Source organism: Nostoc sp., from assembly GCF_036917275.1.
Taxonomy (GTDB): Bacteria; Cyanobacteriota; Cyanobacteriia; order Cyanobacteriales; family Nostocaceae; genus Nostoc.
Window position 1 is genome coordinate 243,485 of record NZ_JBALDF010000006.1, and the last position, 23,382, is coordinate 266,866.

Here is a 23,382-nt window from a genome sequence, read left to right on the forward strand (position 1 = left end):
TGAATTTTAAGAGTAGACGAACAAAACCCCCTGTGTGGGATCTCATCCATGACTGAAAACAACGATACTTTGCTGCTGAAAGCTGCTAAAAGTGGTGATATTAAGGGGCTATGTGCGCTACTAGGTGCTGGTGCCTTGGTGGACACGTGCGATCGCCAAGGCACGACGGCGTTAATGTTTGCTGCCAATTTAGGCTATACCGAAATTGTGCGATCGCTGCTCGATGCTGGGGCAAATATCAACTTAAAAAGAAAACTCTATGGTTTGACAGTTTTGATGTTGGCAGCTAGTGCCAAACAGTTTGACATTGTGCAGCTTTTACTATCCAAGGGTGCTGATGTAAATGCCACTAATGAAGATGGCAGCACAGCTTTAATGGCAGCAGTACTCAAAGGCCATGTAGATATAGTGCGAGTCTTATTGGCTGCTGGTGCGAAGGTGAATATCGCAGATAAAGATGATGATACTGCCTTGAAACTCGCCGTTAAGCAGGGACAAATAGAAGTTATAGAAGCAATTCTCCAAACTGGTGCCGATGTCAATATCCGAGATGAGGAGGGTGAGACACTCTTAACATTAGCGGCAGACTTGGGACATCTGGAGATTGTGAAAGCACTGCTAGCAGCAGGGGCTGATGTGAATATGAAAAACGCTAATGGTGGAATTGCCCTATCGGCAGCAGCAGCAGCGGGACACAGTGCGGTAGCAGCAGCTTTACTAGATCGAGGTGCCGAGATTAATCTTCAAGATCAAGATGGTGAAACTGCCCTACACCTTGCCGTTGTGGAAGGCTACATTGATGTCGTACAAGTGTTACTTAACAGGGGTGCAGATGCCCAAATTAGGAACCACCTGGGTGATACGCCACTGCTTGTAGCAGCATTACAGGGACATAGCCAAATTGTCGAGGCACTGCTGCGTTCTGGGGGAGATATTAATGGTAAAAATCTCGGTGAACTACCTTTGACATTGGCTGCATCACAAGGACACACCCAAACAGTGAAAGTGTTGCTAGACTATGGTGCTGATGTCAAGACACCGGGTGATGATGGCAAAACTGCTTTGATCAAGGCAACCGAACGCAAGCACACAGAGATTATACATTTGCTGCTGGCAAAGGGGGCAGATGTGAATTTTCAAGACTCAGCCAGGGCAACATCTTTGATGTGGGCTGCCTCAGCAGGTTATGACGAAATCGTGCAGGTATTACTCCAAGCTGGGGCAGATGTGAATTTGAAAAACCGTGGTGGTTATACTGCTTTGATGATTGCAGAATTTAATGGTTATAAGAATGTGGTGCGGAGTCTACAAAAAGCTGGGGCGCAAGAATAACTATCTGAATTCTGAATTTAAAATATTTTTATAAATATCTTGACAAATCATTAAATGAAGGTTATTAACTTAAATACCAAGGAATTTGAAAACAAACAAGTCTAGACCTGAGAAATAAACAAAGCAAAACTCCGTCGTTGCTGTTGTGAACTTGCTACGGCGGAGAAAGAAAAAATAAAAACGCCAAAACGGAGCAGGCCAAATGCTTGCGTCACAAGGATAGAAAGAAAGCAAAAATGAAGAAGTAAATTTACCTTTTACTTTTTACCTTGTGCATTTTACCTTTTACCTGGTCTCCCCCTCGGCGTTTCCTACTGTGCTAGATGTGCAAAATATATAGTTTTTACTTGAACAGAAAAGTATTCTAAGGATCATTTTTTATATATAATCCTAAAGGCTAAACACAAAGGATTTACTAAAAAAGGTTGATGTGCGGCCATTTGGGCGATCGCTACAGAAAGTCAAAGAAAAAATAATTGAAGAAGAATTTACCTATTCAAAATTTAGGAATCAGAATCAAGACGCTAAGGGACTCGCTACCGCTGGCTATTAGTGGGGGATTCAGACGCGCAACTACGAAAGTTGGCTAGTAAATCATAGATTTGGTGGGGGTGGCAAGAGTAGCTACTGCGTTGGGCGGGGCAATGCCAGAAGCTATCGCCTGCCGTAGGATGCCCGAACGCGAGTCCGTCTCAGGCTGTAGAGAGAAGCAAGTGGCGTAAGGGTGCGCCCCAGTGCGGGTGGGATAGTTTTATTATGGGTAAATGACTATAAAATTTGCAGAACAACTAGTGTCATATCATCAGTGTTTTGCTTATCAGCACCAATGAATTGCTCAACTTGATCAAATAGGTAATCTACAATCTCCTGTGGTCCATTGCAGTACTTGCAAGCCGTATTGAAGCCAGTGACAAAGTTCTCTTCATCGAAGCGATCGCCACCAGCGGCAGCGGCATCGGTCAAGCCATCTGTATAGTAAATAATTGTATCCCCTGGCTCTAACTGTGCCTGAGCATCTTCATATTGGCTGTTAGCATCCAAACCGATTAACATTCCTAAAGTATCTAAACGGCTGACAGTTCTCGTGGCTGCGTGCCACCACAAGGGAGGATTGTGTGCCGCATTACTATAAGACAAAATTCGGCTATGGGGGTTATATTCTGAATAAAATAGCGTTACAAAACGCTGGGAATTGTCCAAATCTGCATACATAACTCTATTTAAGTTTTGCAGAATTCTTGCTGGGGAATTACCATGTAGCACTTCTCCCCGTAGCATTCCCCGCATCATCGTCATAATCAGCCCAGCGGGGACACCTTTGCCCATGACATCTCCTATAACCAAACCCCAGCGACTAGTTTCCGTGCTGCCTTTGGTCTTGGGCTGAATCTTCTTATCGTGATTGGTAGCAATAAAGTCGTAGTAGTCTCCGCCAACGCGATTGGCAGGTTTACAACGTGCCGCCAGGACAGCACCAGGGATTACGGGGCATTGACGTGGCAGAAGTCGCCGTTGAATTTCTGCGCCAATTTCTAGTTCTTGGTCTAGGCGTTCTTTTTTTCTTAATTCTACAGCTAGTTCATCGTTTTCGATCGCTACTGCTGTTTGGTCTGCCACTAACCTAACTAACTTTTGCCTAGTTTCTGTCCAACTATATTCTGGATCGCGGCTCAAGACATAGAGCCATCCCCGTTCTGTATGCTTCACCAGAATCGCCGTACCAAAGATTTGCACATCTGGCCCCAAATAGCGATGCATCTGGTCTTCCATTATCCTCGTGGCATTCGTTAGAGGGGCAGTATTGGGCACAAGTGTGATCTGACTGCTGGCTATTTCTAGCGCTTTGCGGATATTTTTTCGCTGACGACTATCTTGCCAATGTAACTGCTCTAACCTGACTTGACCATTAGGTTTGTAAAGGAACAGGGCGCTACCGTCTGCATCTGTTACTCTTGTTGCCATCAGGGGGATCAGTTCCAAAAACTGATTCAAATTATTGAAACTTCTAAGGGCAAATCCTAAAGAACTTAGCAAATCTTGAATTTTGTTCTGTTCCCGGTGTAACCTTGCCACGAGTTCTTTGAGTGCCACGACTGGTGTGACATCCGTCGCGGTACTACTATTGTTGTCAGTGGGTTGAGAGGGCAGTTGAGACACAGGCACAGGTACTATCGCACTTTATATTGGCAGATTTTAGATTACTTATAAATCTTTTGGCTTTGGCATTGCTAAACCATATTTAGACAAGACTTGTCACTTTAGCAAGAGTATAAAGACGTAACAGGCAACTTTTATGAGTATTTTATTTGCTCATCATATTTTTGATGGAAAATTAGTAATTGAAAATCATGTATTTTTAGTCAAAACCCAACCCGTAAAAATTACTAGTTTCGGTGATAATTAAGAAAGTTTTTCATTTTTTCATAACTTAATTCCCAAAATATATCTCTAAAGTAATAAAAATACTTTATTCAAAGAATAATTTATAACGTTTTCAGAGTCACTATTTGGGCAGAGACAACTAGGAGACTAGAAGTCTTTTTAGTGAAAATCTCTATAAGCGTTAAAATCGAGCTTGGTTTGGGAAAAAACAGACTTACATTCATTCCCAAACCTGAGAATATGTAAATAAGTCTTCAAATACTTAATTTGTATCCCATAATTGCCGGAATAATCGCCAATATTGAGCTTTTTTATTTTGAATTTATCGTTTTGCAAATTTTGATTTGCTCAATATACAAAAATTCAACCCAATGAAACGGGATAAAAGTGAGATAACTTAATCCTTCGAGCCAGTGGTAACAGACTTAAAGCATTAGCCTGTAATTGATTTTAGGTGGGAGTCATTTGGTAAGTGTAAGATATGAATACAAGAGATGACACTAAATCTAGAAAAATCTCTTCCAAGAACTTTAAGTCAAAAGCCAGAAAGAGTGTTGCCATTTAACTATCAGAGTTTAAACCTCTCGATTTACTACGAAAAATATTTGTGATTTTGCAAGTAATATCTGAGAATGCACCTGAGAGTGTTGAACCAGCTTACTTACACCAATTCGCTTTTTGAGTCCACAGTGGACGATTCTCCGAAGTTCTGATGGTCGGAAGCCGTCCTTTTCCTCAGGTCAGTGCTGGGCAAACATCTGACGCTCGTACTCCTACTCTTAAGTAAGTTACGTGCAGCGTGTACCTCTTTTGACTCGCTAACGCAGTATACCAGTCACTTGTGGAGGAAAACCCTCCCGCAGTGCTGGACTCACCTGCGCTGGCTCCCCAACGCATTACTCATCGCTTACACTGCTGTCGATCCCACAATAGTTGTATTTGTGGGGGTAAGCGTCTCGACTACCCTTTAAATTGCTGCAAGATGCGAGTTTACGGGCTTTTATGTGTAGCAAATAAATGCCCGCTGCTACATTTAAAAAGCCCATTCAGGGCATAAAAAAAGGGCATTAGCTTGAAATTTTAGCAAAAGTTACCCATCTATTGTGGCAAACTCATGATTTTAGGACTTGATCTGTTTCCAGTATTTTGTTTCTAATTAGTTCAAGTGATAATACCAGATCAGTCATCCCTAAATTTATCAGTTTGTCAAGAAAAATTTTTAACTATAAATTTTTCGACTAGCCACTCAAGAGAGCTTCGACAAACTCATAGCTAGAAAAGGGGCGCAGGTCTTCAATTCCCTCGCCAGCACCAATAAAGCGAATGGGTAAACCTAGCTGCTGCACAACGGCAAGGGCAACACCGCCTTTGGCGGTGCCGTCCAGTTTGGTTAAGACAACGCCACTTAGTTGGGCAGCTTGGGAAAAAACTTCGGCTTGCCGCAGTCCATTTTGACCTAAAGTGGCATCTAAAACCAATAGAGATTCTACTTTGGCATTTGGGGCTTTTTTGTCGATAATTCGGCGGATTTTGCTGAGTTCGTCCATTAAATTTTTCTTGTTTTGCAATCGCCCAGCTGTATCTACCAAAAGTAATTCTGTTTGACGCGCTTGGGCGGCAGCGATCGCATCAAATACAACTGCTGCCGGATCTGTATTTTTTCCAGGATTGGCAATTACTTCTACACCACTTCTACTACCCCAAACCTTGACCTGTTCCACGGCGGCGGCGCGGAAGGTGTCTGCTGCCCCAATCAAGCATTTATAACCAGATTTTTGTCCCAGGTGGGCAATTTTGCCGATGGTAGTGGTTTTACCGGCACCATTCACCCCAGTGATTAACCAAATATTTAAGGTTTCTTTTTCTAGGGTAAAGGTAGTTTTCTGAGATATCTTGCTCGGTGCATCCAGCATATCCCGGAGGATTTTTTTCAGGTAAGCGATCGCTTCTTCTGGTGCGGTAACTTCTTCTCGAAGTTTTTTCTGTAGGGCATTGATAATAAAATCTGTCGCCTCGACACCCACATCAGCTTGCAGGAGCAATGCCTCAATTTCTGTCACGGCAGCAAGGTTTAGCGGCCCTTGACCAACGATCGCCTTTAGTTGGTTGAGGATGCTACGACGAGTTTTGTCTAAGCCTTGCCGGAGCTTTTTCAGCCAGGTAATTTCTTCAATAGAAACGTCCTCTGGACTTCTACCTTGAGCTGCTAGGACTTTCGCTGACCAAACAAACCCATCATCAAATATCAGTCCAGGAATTTCCTCTCCTGTCTCTGAGGTTGCAGCTACTGGCTGTACTACCTCCGGTTCTGGAACTACAATGGCGGTGGCTATTAGTTGTTCCAGCTTGGCTTGCCGTTCTGCCGCCGCCCGTTCTAAGAAGGATAAGGTAGGTGGTGCTGTTGGCTGTGTTGCCTCTGGCGTAGCTAGTGGTTCGATGGGCGTTGGTTCAACTTCACTTGCCTTTATTTCTGGGCTTTCGACATCTGGCTCTTCAGCAATTGCTACTACTGAAGAATCTTCTGTACTTTCTTCCTCAGTAACTGCTTGGATAACTTCTGGCTGTGCAGTTTCTACAATTGTACTAACAGGTTCCTCAGTTGCTTCTGCTTCAGTGATTTCCGCAATTGCCGTTTCTGCGGTTTCAGGTTGTGCTGAATCACGTGGGGTTTCTACTACCTCAGTTTGTTGTTTTTGCTGAATATTTTTGTAGGCAGCTTTCGCAAACGCCAATAAATCTGCCGTAGTGTCTGGTACAGTTTCAGCAGTTGGTGTTGACGTTTCGGCTGGCTCTGGTTGGGATTCTTGTACGGCAGGAGTTTCTTCCTGTTTCTGATCAGAGGGAGTGTTAGAGGAATCGTTATATTGACGACGGAACCAATTAAAAACCATTGCAGCAGTATTAGTTATATGAGTTATAAGTTATAAGTTATGAGTTTAATTTAACTTTGCACTTTTTCTTGGGGTGAAAACTTCCGGGTTATCCTCACCTTTCAACGCCAGTTTGAGGAGAATCGGTACAACAGAGGGTTGCTTCCGTTCGTGCAGCGTCTGACCCTACTTGCTCTACTTGGGGAAACCCCATCGCCCTCGGCGTCTCCCATTAGGAGAAGACCGCAGTGGCTCCCCTTCTCACATTGCCAGAGGCTAGCGCCTGCCGTAGGATGCCCGAACGCAAGAGCGTCTCCTGTCTTGAGAAGGGCTGTAGGGAGAACCTCGGAGGAAGCCGCTTCTGCGGCTATAAACTTTTCTCCACAGCAGTATAGGAATTACGAATTACGTAGCGGTACTATGCTGTTTTTTTCTGCTCAGTAACTCGGCGCAAAACACCGTTAATAAACCTATGACCGTCGTCTCCACTGTAGCGTTTGGCTAGTTCCACAGCTTCGTTGATGGCAATACTATCTGGAACTCCTAAGAACTTCATTTCTGCCACAGCGATTTGTAGGATATCACGGTCAATTTGAGCGAGGCGAGTTACTTGCCAATCTACTAAGGCACTAGAAAGGAGTTCATCTATAATGTGTCGATTTTCGTTGACGGTAATCACAAGCTCTTTAGCGTAATTCCGGACTCCCTTATCCTGATTAGCTAATTGAATCAATTCTGGGAAATCAACTGCTGTACCCAACTGATTGATTGCTGTCTGGGTACAGGCGATCGCCTCTTGAAGCATTGTTCTAGCACTATTGAGGTCGGAAGCCCGAGTTTGGCTACTTAAGATGCGATCGTTACTGCGTTGCAGTTCACCTGCGGCATTATCAAGGGTATCTTGCACTTCTGAAGTCAGGGTGCGTACTGCTCCTAGCACCAACTTGGATACTAGTTGATCGTCTGCCAATTTATCTAATTTCTTTGGGTTAACTGGCAATTGGCTAAGGCTTAAAAGCGCTAATTCACGAGCAATTTGCTGGGGTTTACGAGGTTGCATAAAAATGAGAGGTGATTGTGCGAGAACTGATGAACTAGGCAGGACAAACTTACAAGCCTATCAATTTTGGCACAGTCCAACAACATTAGGCATTTGCTTGTAACTTTGCCAGATTGATATTAAGTTTCTTCAACAGGAATAACCTGCTGCTTGATTTGGTCGTGTTTCACTTCCAGTGTGGACTCTTTGGGGAAAACCAAGGACGTATTGGGGGCGACAATGCCACCTGATATAACTATTTTAAAGGCGTCTTCAATCGACATGGAGAGGTTCACCACCTCGTCTTCAGGAACGACTGCGTACCATCCGGTAGTCGGATTCGGGGTGGTGGGGATAAAAACACTTAGCACGGGGCGAGACATCTGGGCTTGGATATCACTGCTGATTGCACCAGTAACAAAGGCGATCGCCCAAATTCCTCGGCGGGGATACTCTACCAAAATTACCCGGCGAAACTTGCCATTGGAATCTTTGAGTATTGTTTCTAAAAGCTGCTTCAGGGTTTTATATACCTGTCCCGCTAAAGGAATTGCCTGTAATAACCGCTCACCAAAATCTAGCAACCACCGTCCAGCAATATTGCGAGCCATCAAGCCCATCAATAAGATACTCAGTAGGGGGACAGCCAATCCTACTAAGAAATTCAGTAAATTTACTAAAATTGGGTTTAAGCCATCAAAGGGATTCAGCTGTTTAGGAATTTGGGTGAGGAAGTTGATTACCCAAGTAGCAATGGTAATTGTCAGCCAGATAGTGGTTGCTAGTGGAATTACTACCAACAAACCAGCAATCAGGTCGTTTTTTAAGTCCTGTTTTAGGCGATCAATTACCAAGCCCCGATTCTCCTGTTTTAAGCTAGAGGAACTTTTTTTATTGGTATCCATACCAGCATATTAGGGACTTCCAATTAAAAAAACATCCCATCCCTGCGGGACGCTCCGCGAACATAGGGGCACAAGGCCTTGCGCCTCTACAAATGTACAAATAATTTTAGATAATCTATTTTTAGTCCTTAAGTATTACTAATCTACCGCGCTCAATCAAAAGCTGCTGATGATTGTGAAAGGATCACTAGGTAAGCTGAGGAATTATTTTATCTGGTCAGTCACATTTGAGCCGGAGTGGCTTTTATAAAAATATTCTGTTAAAAATATTAATTTATTATGGTGGTTCTCGTTTAGGTGGAACACGCGATAGGAGCGCACAGATAGGCTCCTACTTCTAAATTCTGATTTTGCGATCGCTGCTTTAAATTGCAGTGCGTAATCCTTCTAAAATTTACGCAGAGGAGATCCCCCAGCCCCCTGATAAAAGTTAGCTCTTAAGGTTTCCCTTTTTTTAAGGGGAGCCAGCTGCGTGGGCGGCGATCCCACGCTAGTCCTTTAGCGGAGGAACCGCCGCGGCTGGCTCGACTGGAGCAGACTCGCGTCAAGTGGCGTGCGTTATGAGGGATCTAGGTTTCAGGTTTTCAATGCCTAAGTCCTGCCTTGTAATCTCCAATCCCCTTTACACCGCATCAGCCTGTGTAGTTTCAGAATCCGCGCACTGCACTTGTTGTGTACTCTCTTGTGCCAGAATTGCTGTTGCCTCTAAATTAGGTTTTGGTAAATACTTCATTTCCCAAACTTTGAGCAAAATCAGGTATTCGTAGAATGCCTGCAATGTACACCAAGCTAGTCCAGCGCCTCCATCTAAACATCCGCCTAAGATAAAATACATATATACAAAGCGTAGCAACGGTCTGGCGGGTAAACGCAAAGACAAATCTTTTAGGGCGCGGCGTTTTTCGATTTCCGATTTGCCAAAAAATAAATCTTGCCAGTTCACCTCCCCTTGTTCTAGTTGATACAATGTTTCTTGAGCTTCGTCTGTAGAATAACGGTTATGTTTTTCAATCCAACGGCTCAAGCCTTTGCTACAAGTGTAATGAGGGTATGTTTCTTTTAAAAAGCTAGTTGCACCCTCACAAACTTCTCGTTCAGTATGACCATAGTCTGTAAACCACACTTTACCGTAGCGGAAGAGGCGCATTTGGTAACGGGGATACTGTGTACTGTAGCGAATCCAACGATTCATGAACATGACACGTTCAGCTACGTAGTAACCGATGTAGTCTGGATTCTGACTTACCTTTTCGCATTCCGCGAAAAGCTCTGGTGTCATGCGCTCATCAGCTTCGAGAATGTAAACCCATTCGTGCTTTGGGGGGATAGACTCTAACATCCAGGTGCGTTGGCGTCCGTGGCTTTCAAAAGCGTGTTGGACGACGCGGATGGGATAGGAACTGGCGATTTCCACAGTGCGATCGCTACTGCATGAATCCACAACAATGATGTCATCCGATAGCATCGCCGATTCGATACAAGCAGCAATATCTAGCTCTTCGTTATATGTCAGTATGTAGATTGAGAACATTACCCAGGTTTTATGGCGATTTTACTAACTGATAATTGCCTTTTTATTGTTATTAGCTATTAGGCGCATGGCAGTATGGGCTGTCAACAATTATTCGATAGATCCTACTGCCATACTGATAGTGGATTAGCGGGCGGTAGCTCTAGGTTTAGCACCTTGTAAAGCACCTCTACCTCTTAAGCCTGTCCAGCCGATGATAATGTAACCAATGGACAACAGCAAACTGCTAATCCCAATTCGCAGTCCAGACTTCCAAGCAGCATCTTTAGCTTGTTGCTCTGCTTCGTCTCTGCGCTGGCGAACTTGGCTCAGTTGTTGATTTCGCAGCGTCTGAAGATCTGTTTGTTGTTCGATAGCTTTGTCAAGTACTTGAGGATCTGTTTTAGCCTTCTTGAGTAACTCTTTTATATTTGCGGGAATTTGAGAGCTTTCAAGTGCTTGCTTATATTTTTGATCATCTTTGAGGATTTCACTAAACTGAGCTTTGGTTTGGTTTCGCAACTGCTCTAGTTGAGCTTTTCCTTGGTCAGTATTCAGTTGTGCTTGCAATTGCGATAATCGATTGTTCAGTTGAGTTTCTGCCTGCTCTGCTTCTTGGGTGATGCGGTTGAGTGTTTGAGTCTTAGCTTGATTGACGTTATTGAGGTGCAGGGGAAAAATCAGCAAGAACATCAACCCCAAAATACTTGATAGGATTAGGGCGGGAAATCTTAAATCGATACCTTGGGGGCGATCGCTTGTGGTATCAGCACTATCAATCCAATAGGCAGCAAACAGAAGCCCCAAACCTACTAAAGGAACAATTCCGCGATCAACTAGCGCTGTTGCCAAGTTGATTTGCCATACCCGATCAGTAGGTTGAAAAGGTAACAATAGAATCAAAAAGTCAACGAAAAAGGACAAAATGCAGATTATTCCAACTACCTTAACTGTGAGAGCAGTGCTCACGGAAGCAAAACGGTTAACCATAATTTTTCAAACTTGTGGTGAATACGAGTGATTTTCATATTTCAAGCTACTTAAATATTGTGCCCATGACTGTGACTATTGTGTAGAAATATAAAGCAGATTTAATACTGGTCAAGGCTATCTGCCTCTTGGTTTTCAACTAGGCCAGAGTAACATTTGTTATGTACTGTGTCTTCAGGAAATCCCTGGTGTTTTAAGATACTAAATTAATGCGGCACTGGGGAGTAGAATCTCACTGGAGCTAAATTTAGATCCCCTACTTCTTTAAGAAGCCGGGGATCTAGGCGGCAACTTTTACTTAAGTAAGTACTATTCAGTTCTAAAGTCCGACTCATTTATTACCTTATCTTCCTCATCACCCTCATCTCTCGTGCAAGGGCTTGTTCCCAAATCGGCAGATCCTCAGATCCCTCAACATCAGCTAAAAGCGACAAGTTCACATGTGATAAATTGAGTTTCTGGGCAATGTCGGCAGTTTTCTGTAATGCTTGAGCAGTTCCCCACTTGATGTTAACGAATAACTCCGAGATGGGTTGGCACAAACAAATTAAGTAATATCTACCATTGAACGCAGGACTAAATACGAGGTCAAAGGCGTGTAACTTATCAAGCGCTGTTATTAGAATCTGGGCATTGACTCCAGGAGAATCTGTGCCGATGATAATTACTTTTTCTGCTTTAGATAGAAAAGCATTTCTAAGCGATGGCGCCATTCGCAAACTGTCGATCCCCTTCACCTTGAGACTGTTAAACCAAATCTAACCGCAGTCAGTCTTGCATGAGTTGCGAATCGCCACCTGCAAACCACACTTTTACAGATATGGCAATGGCTTTTTGCAATTCTTATAACCTGAAATATTGTATATTCAGTCATCTGGCGTTGAAGATTGGCAGCACTAAATATATGCCAAAGCAGGTATCAATCATATTTTTGTCTTACCTGGTTCTGGATAGCGGGTGAAAATAATCAAGTGCTGTTTTGGGTTTGCTGGAAAGTTCAACACACAATATTTATTTGAATAAACTAAAAATATCTTAATAGCAATACTTGTTGTCTTTAGTTGTAGCATGATCTTTGCCCATTCGCTTTGCTCCTAAAATCGTAGAAACAATCACACAACGCTTAACTTTACCACCATGCTTACTGGATAGTGTTATCTGTCCTAGCGGTGGCTTACTGACATTACCTTTGTAATCAAATTGGATTTGCTTGATGCCATTTGACTGTGGTAGGGTTGTTTCCTCATCATCTAAGTGTACATTGGAATCTAGGTTATTCCAGTTAGCAGCAGATGGGTTTACTGTAGCAGGATGAACCGCCCATTGAACGATACTGTTTTGTTCACGAAAGCTGGCTTGCCAATTCAATTTTTCCTTGGTAGCTTGCCTTTGGGCTTGGTGCATAGCAAGGTGAACTTTGTTTTGGGCAGTGTTGAGGCTTTGAGTGTCCACAAAAGTTAGCCAGTTGGGTATTTCCAGCGTAGCTAGTATACCAATTAATACAATAACTACTAACATCTCTGGTAAGGTAAAACCACTGTTATAGTGCTTATTCGAGAGATTTTTTGCGTTAACTAGAGATCCTAAATGCATCTGGGTATCCATTTTTGTTTTCTGGTCGGTTTTTAGCTTACCCAGATGTTGAGCAATGTTTCAGTTTCTTGGCTTCTTACTTCGCGCCGATTAGTAATACTGTAGAGTAAGGTAGGTAAGATGAAAATTATGATAATTTTTAAGAATAATTTTAAGGTGAAATTTATATTCTGAAGTCTTGAAGGGTCATTAAGAAAATACTTCCATAGAAATCTAGCAGCTGCTAAAGCTTTTTGTTGATTAAACGGCTCTTGTAGGGCTTTGCAGGTCAAGTATTTATATAAATTTGCTAGGCTTATATTCCAACTATGCTTAAGTGTCGTTCGCGTAGCGTCTCTTAGAAATGGTCTTACCTTGTACGCTCTCTCAAGCACTTGTAAGCAGGCTTTTTCCTGCCTGACAAGATTGGAAGAAACTGAATTATAACTTATGCGATATAAGATTTGTACAGATGGTACACATATAAAATCAAATTTAGAGGCTAATCGCAGCCACATATCCCAATCCTGAGCCGCACTTAGAGATTCGTCAAAGCCACCTAATGTAATTAAAGCTTTTCTACAAATTAAGGGATTGGAACCATTCTCTAAAAAGTTATTTATTAACAAATTTTCATATACATTTCCCTTAACATTAATGCGCTTACCTGAAAGTATAAATTCACCATTTGCATCAATATAATCAGTCCAACTGTAAGCAACTTTCGTAGTAACATTTTCTTGCAGAGCTTTTAACTGAGACTGAAGTTTATCAGGTGTCCAAAGATCATCTGCATCTAAAAAACTAACAAATTCTCCCACTGCACGGTGTAGCCCTCGGTTACGACTAACGTTTCCGCCAGCATTGGAATAGGAAAACACTTTTATTCGTGAGTCTTGAATTTGTGTAACAACTTCTAAAGTTGAGTCTTGTGAACCATCATTTATTATAATTAACTCAAAGTTAGTAAAAGTTTGATTTAAAGCAGACTGAATTGTGTGCTTAATAGTCTTTTCACTATTGTAAGCGGGGATGATTACAGAAATTTTTGGTAAATTTTTGCTGGTTCTCATCATTTTATAGAGCTAATTTATTTTTTAATGCTCTGCCTAAATTACATTTTAAGTAGTAAAGAGGACTCATCATACTAGCCAAGTAAAACTCCACCTCAAAAAGTGCAATTAGATTATTTTCAAATTGCCCTCTATACTGAATGAGGTGCTGTAATGCTCGGCGTAAATTTCCTAAAATAGTTTTCACAAACACTATTGGTTTTTGCCAATTTTTAGTATTTATCAACTGTAACTGGAAAATACACAAGCCACAGCCGCGTGCCAGAGTTAAGAGGTAATCTTTCTCAAGTCGCCAATGCGGTATTTGATGATAAGTATGCATGGTAGGGTTATACCAAATTTGCCAACCTGCATAATGTATGTAAAGCAATGGTTCATAGTCATCTCCCTGCACCAAAATACCAGGCAACTTACCGCTTAAATTAGGCCGTTCTGGTACATTTTTACACCATACTTTTTTCCGAACAACAAGCGCCGCCCCAGGAGGAAGTCTTAAATTATTAGCATCAAATAAATGTGGATTTGAGCCATATTCTCTAATCGCTAAAAAAGCTTGAATTCTTTCAAAATTTTCTGGCGGTTTCACTTCAAAATCTCCATGAATCTGTCCGCTCCAAGCACCTGCTTGAGGATGCTGTAATCCAAAGGTATATGCTTCTGATAACCAATCAGGTGCAGGTAAGTTATCATCATCTAAAAATGCAATTAGCTGCCCTCTAGCTTCACGTACTGCCCGCAGTCGTGCAAAAGCGGCTCCCTGTTCGGTTTCTAAAAAATATCTTAAATGACAGTTTCCATCATATATTTTTTGGTAATTCTGGATTATTTCAGATGTATTATCAGAACTATTGTTATCCACAATAATAATTTCCCAGTTAAGTTTTTCTACTCCTGTCTGGGTTAATAACTTATCCAAAATTTTAGGTAAACGGATTGCTCCATTATATGTAGGAATAGCTACGCTAATATCTAAACTTTCAAATGCTAATTTAATCATAATACTTTTTGATAATTTATTTTTTTAAATATCCATTTTTCCAAAGATAAAAAGGACTCATCAAACTACTTAAAAAAAGTTCCATTTCACAAGCAACTACTAAATCATGTTTTAGTTTAGTTCGATATTTTAGTAAGTGTAAAGCGATTTTACGCAGATCATTTATCATATAAGCTAAAAGAGCAACTGGTCTATACACCTGTTTTATATTAACCATTCTCGTTACATAACGGCTAAGTCCAATACCTCTAAAAAACGGAATTAAATAATCTTTTTGTAACCGAAAAGTTGGAATTTTGTGAAAAATTTCCATTTCTGGATTATACCAAATTTCCCATCCTGATTTTTGGATGTGAGACAAAATTTCTAAGTCTTCACTGGTAAGCATATTGCCTTTAACTCTTCCAGTTAAAATAGACTTCTCTGGTACACTTTTAGCCCAAGCTTGTCTACGGACAACAAGTCCGGCAGAGGGGGGTAGTAATTTTTTGGCTGCTTCATATAATAGTGGTAAATTACCTCGCTCTGTAATTGCCAAGAATGGAGCAATTCGCTGAAAGTTTTCTGGTGGTTCTACTTCCCAGTCAGGGTGAATTTGACTGCCATAAGCTCCTGCCTTGGGATACTTTTCACCAAAAGCATAAGCTGCGGATACCCAATTGGATACTGGGTAGTTGTCATCATCTAGAAAACCTATGAATCTACCCTTAGCTTCTGCAACGGCCCTTTTTCGAGCATAAGCTGCTCCTTGTCGCGCTTCAAAGCAATACTTTAAAGGATAAGGACACTGCCAATTTTGTTGATAGCTTTGGACAACTTTGGCTGTGTTATCAGTGCTGTTGTTGTCTACAACTATAATTTCCCAAGATAAATTTTCGGTGTGAAGTTGGTTTTGTAGTCGTTCTAGTAGTTCAGGCAGACGACTTTCACCGTTGTAAGTTGGGATAGCTACAGTAAAGTCAAGGTTCTCAGTCATTTAATAAAAGTTGCATTTTGATATTTTGATTGGGAAGCTTTTTATATATTTAGCCAATAGCTAATTTATCAGTGGCTCTTAAATAAATCTATCAAATATTAAAACTACACATGATGTTTCAATTTTGCTATCAATGTGCAGTTTTCTGTACAGTATTATTGCGTATTTTTGAATACATATTGCTACCCAAACTACTTAACTACATTTATCGTCTTTTGCTGTGAGTATTGAGCCTAAGAGAGTTTTCACAATGACGCATCGCTTGACGCTACTAGCCAATGTAGAATTTGCAGAGCTTGGTACAGCTACCACTATTTTTAACCCAGGTGGCTCTGTACCTGCTGCCACTGTTCCAAAGTTTGGAGTTGGTAAAGTTGGTAAAGCCCCCATATAGTCAAAGGTAATTTTTGTTGGCGTACTTGGAGGAGGGTAGGATACAGGAGAATTAGTAGTAGAATTGGCAGCGTTTTCACTACTGAGATTTGCACCTAGCAGTAATTTATCAGAGCTAACGCCTACATCTGCCCCTAAAGGTTTCCATGGCAATGTTGTGATTGCAGGATCGGTACGATAAATAGCAACCTCTACATTTTGGGTTGTGCTATTTTTCTGAAAGCTGACACTGTAGCTAAGTTTTTTGTTTTTAGCTTGGCGCTGTGCTTCTTGCAGTGCAGCTAAAACTGCGTCGTTAAGTTTGTTTACCTGTTGCCGATTTACAAAGGCAACCCAACTAGGAGCTGCGATCGCTGCTAAAATTCCGATCATTAGAATTACTACGAGTAATTCCAGCAAGCTAAAGCCAGCATCTTGTTGGCTGTATCCAGAAGCATAGCGCAGCCTGCTAATTAGATATTGGTGTTTACTGGTTTCATTTCTACTGTTTGGGTTAAATAACTTCAAACTTAACTTTTCCATAATGGCTGCCATTAAGTAATTCTTTGAACTTCAGCATCTATTTAGTAAATAAGTATCCGCGTCCTTGTACTCGTATACTTGCATTTGGAAAATAAGTTTTGCTGCTATCTTTATAATTAAGGTTATCGTTTTGTAAGCGTGCGAGTGCATTGCCTCGTAAAAATACTTGTGCTGTTGTATTAACTCTATCAACACAGGCATAAAAGCTAGTCATTTTAGCTGTATCACGAGTATTGAAAGAGGCTGGTACGCTGAAAGAGGCTGGTACGCTGGTGAGAGAGCAGACTGCCGTTGGCGCAGGATTTGAAGCGTCGTCAGTTTTGGTTTGATCAATAAAGTCAACAAGTACTGTGGTATCGGCAGTGTAACTTGCTGTAGCTTTTGTCCAAGCATTCATCTTTTGTGTTATCGTACCTGCTCCATCAAGTTTAAATAGAGCAAAACCTGGGTTAGGACAATATTTATCACCACTGTCAGTGACATACTTTCCAGTATATCCAGTACAAGCTTGTCCACCGGGATCTGCTACACCATCCTTAATTTGCCATCGGGCGATACGAGCAGCGTTAGACCAAGTAGTACTAGTGTCTTTAATTAAATAGTAGGCAACTAATGAGTACACAAAAGTATCATCTTTTTGAGTGCCTGTAATTGTAATTGCTTTACTAACTAATTCTCGTTTCCAAAAGACAAGCACAGGAACTCTATCTGTTGCAGTTGGGCTAGGTAGTTGATTCCCAGTTGTACTTGCGTTTGGGCAAGTATTAGGAGTATTAGTATCAGCAGTACCGGTTAGACAACCAATTCCAGTAGCATCATAAATATAGATTGCCTGTTGTAAATCACGGGCAATGTAATCTAGTGCAGCTTGAATTTCTTGCTCAGAACTTGCCTTGGCTTGTTCCTTTCGGTCGGTGTCCAGAATATTGATCATAAATCCTAGCAACGGCGTGATGATCAGGAACGCCATGATCATGCCTACCAACAATTCAATTAGGGTAAAACCATCAACTTGCTGAATACCCTTGGAGCGGTTCAGCTGTTTAGTGAGCAGAAATTTTAATGCCCTTATCATACTGCGGTATTCTCTTTGCTAATAGATGCACAGCGATCGCTCGCATAATATGAACTTGCCCAGTTTTTTATTGGCAAGTTTGATTTGTTGCAGTACCCAGTCGTTGACATAAAGCCTGAAATGTAGTGGTACTGTTGCCGATGTCGGTTGTCATTTCAATTAATGGTGCTTTGCGGCTACCTAATCCACCAGTGAAAGGTGTTTGTGTGTTTTTAGTATCAATAGTGCTGGCTGTTAAGGGAAAGTCAGCATCTGCTCGATAAACCCTAATTCCCAAACGATAGCCATCGTTTACCCCAGTACTTTGGACAATTCGACCAGCCTGAATATAAAATAAATCGCTAGTACAATCGGGCGGATTTAGCTGACCATTTTTGTTAAAACAATACAGACCAGTTGCTGATGTGGGAGCAGCCATATTTGTAGTGTTAATTAAATAGTCTTGTGGTCTACCTGTTACGGCTGGTATAGCTGGTGTAGCTGGTGTAGTTCCTGTAGCAGCTACAGCAGCTACAGCAGCTACATCTGAAACGCGTCTGGGCGCGGCTGATGTAGGAGCAGCAAGTGTAATAACTGTACTTGGCGCTGTAATAGCCCCAGTTCTGATACCATCAATGAATGTTTTTGCCGCTTGGGTTGAAAGTTCCACCCGTCGAGACTGAACTCGCGTTGCTGTTGCCAGAACTATTACAGGTGCGATCGCTGTTAGCAAAATAGCAACTACAAGTAGTGCTATCAGTGACTCAATAATCGTGAAACCAGACTCACCAGATGATTGACTTACTTGCTGTTGTTTGCGCTTAATCATAGTTGCTCACCGTTTCTAGGAATTAAAGATTAACTACAACTAGTAGGACGCTGATCGGCATCGATGGCATTACTAGCGGTAGTGTTGTCGTATGGGGGTTTTTTTGCACATAACAACGTTTGCACCCATGCATCATCTCGACCAACTTCCCGGAAGTACTCATTGGGTTTGTCATCTGGCGTTATCGCTAATTTTTGCGAAAATGCGTCTGGTGATTGCGATAGCAAGCCGACATCATAACCCCACTGCCGTTTAGGAGCCAGGTAAAAAGGTACTTGACCACTAGAATTAGCGATCGGATATACAGTAGGAGGACTGCTGGTAATAGTGGGTGAGGTATTTAAGAATGCTACGTATGGTGCAGTAGCATAGACACTACGAGTTCTTTGGATAAAAGAGCCGTTAAATATAGCTGCATAAGCTGCGTTTAAGTCGCTAGTTGGGTTCCAATTTTCCAAGAAGCGGACAAAGTTGTGTAAGCCACCATTATCTTCTGTAGGACGAGCTGGGGTGTCTCCCCCTGCTGCGACTAAGTTAAAGGTGGTACTTTGTGCTTGTTGTAGCCAGTTACTACCTTGTGTATTGCTAGGACCTATTCTGCTAGTTGATGTTGGTGATGTAGTTTCATCAGTACCGAAAGCCACTTGAATTTGTAAAACTGGCGATAAAATTGGTTGATCGCTTGTACCTGAGCCTAGAGTAACCTTTGGCGGTTTAGTATCGTCATTAGGAGTATCAGTATTAGTATTAGGATTGGCTGTTCGGAACCATAGAGCATTATCTTTGGAATCTGGCCTATTGGTAGAATCAAAACTACTCAGAGGAAATTGAGTTATTGCGCCGTCCTTGATACCTATAATGGTTGGTTTATTACTACCATCAACTGTGAGTACTCCAGAAGATGAATCACGGAGAAAGGCAACACGTCGAGGATAGGCCAGATATTTAGAATCAGTCGGTAATATTGCTGTTGTACCTGCTTTATGGGTAGCAATAAGAAAATTTCCAGTAGCATCAGAGGCTCTTAGACCACCATCAGCGGGTACTGTTACGTACCAATCAGTACCCGGATTGCAAGCTGAAACAGGTAGTTTCGGGCAGACCTCCATTAAATACTGTGGGGCATTTTTCCTTCGCTGGATGGGTGTAACAAAGTTATTTAAGTAAGAACTACCTTGAGTACCACTAGCTGTAGTATCAAGGTCTTTGGGCAAGCCGTCAGGCCCATACCAGGCAGCATTGATGACATTAGTATTGTTCGTAGCAAACCCATTGTTCTGAAATCCGGAAATAGAATTAGCGTCCCCCAGGTTATTATTCAGGTCATAGTCTCCATCATTGCGGTAGCCCAACTGAAAGTTATTAGAAAGAAGTGTGATTGCATCTGACAACACACTAGCAGGTCGCCATGCGTCCCCAGTCGTACAGTTTGGTAGTCTAGCGTCACCAGTACGACAAGCAAAGTTTGGATTACGGTCTGATGCAACGCGAGAGTAAAAATTGCCCAAATCAGTAGCTAGAGCTGTATTAAACTCTTCTCCGGTATGTTTATTAAAGTCACCTTTAATAGATACAGGCAAGTTAGAGGCTAAAATCAAGCCTTTTTCTGCATCTCTGAAACCCAGAACACGCCAGATGCTTCCGTTAGGGTTGCCAGTAAGGTCGCCGTTTATCAACATAATGGCATTGGGACGGCGAGTTGGATCAAGTTTAAAGTCTACCGGGCTATTTGATTTTTGTACGTCTGTACCATTGCCAGAACTAGCACTCAAATCTAAAAGGGCATCATCCCGTGTAGCGTAAATAATACCGCTATTGGGAATTAAGTATTCCTGTGGTGTTGCACTACCATACGTCTTCAGCCGCAGCGCATTATAGTCTAATACAGTGGCGCGAATTTCCAGAGGTTGGCGGCTTTCTTTGGCGAGTTCATAGTCTGTAGTCGGGTTTGCTACAGTTCCAGTTCCATCTCCATTTACACCATCGGCGTTGGTGAATGTTTGTACACCTGGGGTATTACTACCAGTTGTTGCATCTACATCTTTATGAATTGCCTTAATCTGCCTTGCATCTAAAAAGGCAGTTTCGTAAATTGCGCCGTGAGGGATGATGCTATTATCTGGAGTGCCTATAGTACCGTCTAATATTTGGATGGCACAAATGGCAGCATGAATAGCAGACTGCTCTGAAAGTGTCCGAGAGGAAGCTGCTTTTGGCAGAGCGGTTTTTAGCACTTCATTTACCAACCGCCCATTGGGATACCTTAAACTAGCTTGGTAGTTTAGTAAAGCTGAATAGTCAGAAACAGCCTTTGTTGGAGCTGCGTAGACAATACCATTGTGGGAGTTGCCACCCGTATTGTTGTTATATGGAAGAGTTGTGAGGTTCTTAGCTGTAGTGCTATTAGTTGGGTCATAGTAACTACTTATACAAGCAATGGGTGCAGGGGTTGCCGCATTGTAGCCACTCGCTTGGTAGTGATACACTGCTGTAGCCCGCATCCGTAAATATGGTTGAGTTGATACTTGGATTTTTGAGTAGTCAAAACCGCCTATTATACCTCTAACATCAACACTTGTTCCAACGGTAGCTGTTCCCGAAGGAACTGGCATCATATCTGACCAGATTCGGTTTGAAGCTGCGGTAAAGCTTGGACTACTAACAATTAAATTACTAGGCAAATAAATCCCTGCACCAGTCACTACCCGTAAGCCGCCTACAGAATCTTGGGGAGTACTTGGTACTGTAGCAGCTGCTGATTCCCAGTCTCCATCTCGGTCAACAGTTCCTAAATCAGCCAGTTGCTGTACACGACTACGGCGATTGCGAGTTCCGGTTCCATTATCCCAGTTAATACCTGTAATATCTTGGGTATCTGTGCTATCTGAACCAATAAATGTCGTTCCGTTCCACCACAATGCAGGTAGGTTATTACCAAGCAAAACGCGATCGCCAACGTATTGTTCTTTACCTAGTTTTTGTTGCGTAGTTGTTTCTGTGGCTTTAGGTAGCAGGTTAGAACTACTAATGTTAAGTGTTAAATTGGCATAATTAGTTTTAGTTTTACCATCACTAGGATCAAAGGGAAAAACCCAAGTATTTGGTGGACGTAGTGAATTACCACTTCCTTGTAATACTGTAGTAGTCGTATAAGTTCCTATTCCATTTACACCAAAAGCAACTTCAGCATAGGGTACACGGCGGGTACGTTTTTTAAAGTAAAGTTGTAGTTGGTTATTACGGATAGTAGTTTGTTGCGCTGTCGTGGCAGTGGAAGTAGTTAGATTTAATACTTTTAATTGCTGTGCAATACCATCTTGGACTTCCTGTGGGTCACTAGATGCAGTGTTAGCCATCTGTGCTTGCACCAAAAGATTGATGCGTTGTACATAAGCTAGGCTATTGTAGGCAATATTCTTCGGTGTCTCAGTAATTGATTTATTCTCTTTAACACCAAAGCTTTGATTAGGATCAACTCCTTGCCCTTGGAATAAATGCACTCCAGTAGTGTTGTTATAATCAACATCAGCCGTGAAAGCACCTCCTGATAAATTGCCACCTACAACAATTTTGGCATTGTCATCATCGTAAAAACAGGAATTTTTACTACTAACCTGATAAAGTGTGACAATTTGAGAATTACTACCGGTCAGGAAGTTACTATTAGTTAAAATCCGTCCATTTAGGTTAAATGCAGGACCAGGGGTAAGTTCTATATCATCGTCATAAACCACCGCGTTGTTAACTAACGGTAGTTGTATACGGTCTTGTTGATATTCTAAACCTGAAAAACCTTTATTTCCTTGGAAAGCTTCGTATTTACCTGCATCACTTCCAGTCGTTGGTGGGTTAGTAATCGGAACATTAGCAGTGTAGACAAAAAAGCTTTTTTTCAGCTTACTAGCAATATTAACCCAGCCCGTATTCCCAACTAAACTAGCACTTGTTCCTAAAGTATCTTGACAACCAGTGCTTACACTACCAGAGGTCATGGGCGGAGTTCTGGCCTCTAGAGGATTTCTAGCACGGCTGTATGTGCCACTACTTATGGGCGGAGTTCTGAAGTAAATTCCATAAAGAGTATAGGTGTCAAATTTCCCATTGTTATTTGTATCAACAGGGAACATCCATGCAGTTGGTAGTGCTGTTTGACCTGTATAATTGATATTTAGTTGAGTTTCGTCTCCAAAAGTATATTCATTCAAATTATTTTTTAAGGTACTTTCTAAAACTATATCTGAAGGTGTAGCTCGTGGCAGTCGGCGGTCATCAAATAGCTTGTCTAATTTTGCTCTAGCACGATCAATCGCTGGGGTAGCAGCGTTAAGCACAGCCTCATTCACGCGGACATTACTAGCGTTTTTAGAGCGCTCAAAAGACCGAAATAAAATTGCAGTTGTTAACAGCACGACGACCAAAATTACCATCGCCACTGTTGGTAAAATAAAGCCAGCATTCACCGAACTGCGTCTTCTTTGAGTGCCAGAAATATTCCGCACTAGCCAAATGATTTGCTTGTTAATTGCAGATAAAAATTGCTTGCTAATTTGTCTAAAACTTTTTTGAATTGCCTTGAATAGCTGACGTTTTCGAGACATAGCTGCTTTCCTGTCAAGTGATCTATAGCGGATTTACTATTTTTTAGACATCTTAATCTGTGCCTGTAAAAATACTTTACAGGCAAAATGTGAGATTATATTTAATGTAACTACTAGATCTGGTATTGCTAACTTCCAAAGAAAGTGGCTACAAGAAAAGATAATTTACTTCAAGTTATATCATTGATGAATGGTTGATTTTATCCGTGAAACACTGAATTTTTTCAGAATTATTTAATTCAAGTCTGATAAAGAATAAGAGCATAACTTTACAGTAAAATTGCGGAAATGTATTTTATCTAAAGGCAAGTTTATAAAGATGTTGTTAACAGAATAAGCT

The 23,382-nt window shown here is 41.7% G+C and carries 15 protein-coding genes and 1 pseudogene; 1 reads left to right on the plus strand and 15 read right to left on the minus strand.

Annotation, left to right across the window (positions count from 1 at the left end):
- Window positions 1-48: 48 nt before the first annotated feature.
- A complete protein-coding gene (locus V7K35_RS02680) occupies window positions 49-1,332 on the plus strand; it encodes an ankyrin repeat domain-containing protein (protein ID WP_335076148.1) in 1,284 nt (427 codons plus the stop codon).
- A gap of 768 nt (window positions 1,333-2,100) precedes the next feature.
- Here V7K35_RS02680 and V7K35_RS02685 read toward each other — a convergent pair.
- The 15 genes and pseudogenes from V7K35_RS02685 to hpsA all read right to left on the minus strand — a co-directional run bounded on the left by V7K35_RS02685 (window position 2,101) and on the right by hpsA (window position 23,042).
- Window positions 2,101-3,495 (minus strand): PP2C family protein-serine/threonine phosphatase, encoded by a 1,395-nt coding sequence (locus V7K35_RS02685; RefSeq protein WP_335076150.1) that lies wholly within the window; start codon window positions 3,493-3,495, stop codon window positions 2,101-2,103.
- Window positions 3,496-4,952: 1,457 nt separating this feature from the next.
- Window positions 4,953-6,605: a signal recognition particle-docking protein FtsY gene (ftsY, locus tag V7K35_RS02690; RefSeq protein WP_335076152.1), complete on the minus strand. Its 1,653-nt coding sequence runs from the start codon at window positions 6,603-6,605 to the stop codon at window positions 4,953-4,955.
- Window positions 6,606-7,002: 397 nt separating this feature from the next.
- Window positions 7,003-7,644, minus strand: a complete 642-nt coding sequence (gene nusB / locus V7K35_RS02695; protein ID WP_334724298.1) for a transcription antitermination factor NusB — start codon at window positions 7,642-7,644, stop codon at window positions 7,003-7,005.
- Window positions 7,645-7,763: 119 nt separating this feature from the next.
- Window positions 7,764-8,528, minus strand: a complete 765-nt coding sequence (locus tag V7K35_RS02700) for a DUF502 domain-containing protein (protein WP_334794137.1) — start codon at window positions 8,526-8,528, stop codon at window positions 7,764-7,766.
- A gap of 622 nt (window positions 8,529-9,150) precedes the next feature.
- On the minus strand, window positions 9,151-10,059 hold the full coding sequence (locus V7K35_RS02705; protein WP_335076154.1) for a glycosyltransferase family 2 protein: 909 nt from the start codon (window positions 10,057-10,059) through the stop codon (window positions 9,151-9,153).
- Between the two features lie 126 nt (window positions 10,060-10,185).
- Window positions 10,186-11,028, minus strand: a complete 843-nt coding sequence (gene hpsJ-B, locus V7K35_RS02710) for a hormogonium polysaccharide biosynthesis protein HpsJ (protein WP_334794139.1) — start codon at window positions 11,026-11,028, stop codon at window positions 10,186-10,188.
- Window positions 11,029-11,366: 338 nt separating this feature from the next.
- Window positions 11,367-12,032, minus strand: a pseudogene (locus V7K35_RS02715) (TIGR04282 family arsenosugar biosynthesis glycosyltransferase).
- Window positions 12,033-12,063: 31 nt separating this feature from the next.
- Window positions 12,064-12,621 (minus strand): pilus assembly FimT family protein, encoded by a 558-nt coding sequence (locus V7K35_RS02720; protein ID WP_442939674.1) that lies wholly within the window; start codon window positions 12,619-12,621, stop codon window positions 12,064-12,066.
- A gap of 32 nt (window positions 12,622-12,653) precedes the next feature.
- Complete coding sequence (locus V7K35_RS02725) at window positions 12,654-13,676, minus strand: glycosyltransferase (RefSeq protein WP_335076158.1); 1,023 nt, start codon at window positions 13,674-13,676, stop codon at window positions 12,654-12,656.
- Window position 13,677: 1 nt separating this feature from the next.
- Window positions 13,678-14,670 carry a hormogonium polysaccharide biosynthesis glycosyltransferase HpsE gene (hpsE, locus tag V7K35_RS02730; RefSeq protein WP_335076160.1) on the minus strand — a complete coding sequence of 331 codons (993 nt, stop codon included), beginning with the start codon at window positions 14,668-14,670 and terminating at the stop codon, window positions 13,678-13,680.
- 16 nt (window positions 14,671-14,686) lie between these two features.
- Complete coding sequence (gene hpsE, locus V7K35_RS02735) at window positions 14,687-15,646, minus strand: hormogonium polysaccharide biosynthesis glycosyltransferase HpsE (protein ID WP_335076162.1); 960 nt, start codon at window positions 15,644-15,646, stop codon at window positions 14,687-14,689.
- 195 nt (window positions 15,647-15,841) lie between these two features.
- Window positions 15,842-16,573: a prepilin-type N-terminal cleavage/methylation domain-containing protein gene (locus V7K35_RS02740; RefSeq protein WP_335076163.1), complete on the minus strand. Its 732-nt coding sequence runs from the start codon at window positions 16,571-16,573 to the stop codon at window positions 15,842-15,844.
- Between the two features lie 25 nt (window positions 16,574-16,598).
- Entirely contained in the window at window positions 16,599-17,636 is a 1,038-nt protein-coding gene (gene hpsC, locus V7K35_RS02745) for a hormogonium polysaccharide secretion pseudopilin HpsC (protein ID WP_335076165.1), read from the minus strand.
- Window positions 17,637-17,703: 67 nt separating this feature from the next.
- The gene (gene hpsB, locus V7K35_RS02750) at window positions 17,704-18,444 is read right to left on the minus strand and encodes a hormogonium polysaccharide secretion pseudopilin HpsB (protein WP_335076167.1); all 741 of its coding nucleotides are present in this window, start codon (window positions 18,442-18,444) and stop codon (window positions 17,704-17,706) included.
- Between the two features lie 29 nt (window positions 18,445-18,473).
- Window positions 18,474-23,042 (minus strand): hormogonium polysaccharide biosynthesis protein HpsA, encoded by a 4,569-nt coding sequence (gene hpsA / locus V7K35_RS02755; RefSeq protein WP_335076169.1) that lies wholly within the window; start codon window positions 23,040-23,042, stop codon window positions 18,474-18,476.
- Window positions 23,043-23,382 lie beyond the last annotated feature (340 nt).

Excerpts from the sequence above, each read along its gene's own strand:
- hpsE (WP_335076160.1), bottom strand. The coding sequence starts at position 14,670 with ATGATTAAATTAGCATTTGAAAGTTTAGATATTAGCGTAGCTATTCCT.
- V7K35_RS02740 (WP_335076163.1), bottom strand. The coding sequence starts at position 16,573 with ATGGCAGCCATTATGGAAAAGTTAAGTTTGAAGTTATTTAACCCAAAC.
- hpsJ-B (WP_334794139.1), bottom strand. The coding sequence starts at position 11,028 with ATGGTTAACCGTTTTGCTTCCGTGAGCACTGCTCTCACAGTTAAGGTA.
- nusB (WP_334724298.1), bottom strand. The coding sequence starts at position 7,644 with ATGCAACCTCGTAAACCCCAGCAAATTGCTCGTGAATTAGCGCTTTTA.
- V7K35_RS02725 (WP_335076158.1), bottom strand. The coding sequence starts at position 13,676 with ATGATGAGAACCAGCAAAAATTTACCAAAAATTTCTGTAATCATCCCC.
- V7K35_RS02700 (WP_334794137.1), bottom strand. The coding sequence starts at position 8,528 with ATGGATACCAATAAAAAAAGTTCCTCTAGCTTAAAACAGGAGAATCGG.
- hpsA (WP_335076169.1), bottom strand. The coding sequence starts at position 23,042 with ATGTCTCGAAAACGTCAGCTATTCAAGGCAATTCAAAAAAGTTTTAGA.
- hpsC (WP_335076165.1), bottom strand. The coding sequence starts at position 17,636 with ATGATAAGGGCATTAAAATTTCTGCTCACTAAACAGCTGAACCGCTCC.
- V7K35_RS02680 (WP_335076148.1), top strand. The coding sequence starts at position 49 with ATGACTGAAAACAACGATACTTTGCTGCTGAAAGCTGCTAAAAGTGGT.
- ftsY (WP_335076152.1), bottom strand. The coding sequence starts at position 6,605 with ATGGTTTTTAATTGGTTCCGTCGTCAATATAACGATTCCTCTAACACT.
- V7K35_RS02705 (WP_335076154.1), bottom strand. The coding sequence starts at position 10,059 with ATGTTCTCAATCTACATACTGACATATAACGAAGAGCTAGATATTGCT.
- hpsB (WP_335076167.1), bottom strand. The coding sequence starts at position 18,444 with ATGATTAAGCGCAAACAACAGCAAGTAAGTCAATCATCTGGTGAGTCT.
- hpsE (WP_335076162.1), bottom strand. The coding sequence starts at position 15,646 with ATGACTGAGAACCTTGACTTTACTGTAGCTATCCCAACTTACAACGGT.
- V7K35_RS02720 (WP_442939674.1), bottom strand. The coding sequence starts at position 12,621 with ATGCATTTAGGATCTCTAGTTAACGCAAAAAATCTCTCGAATAAGCAC.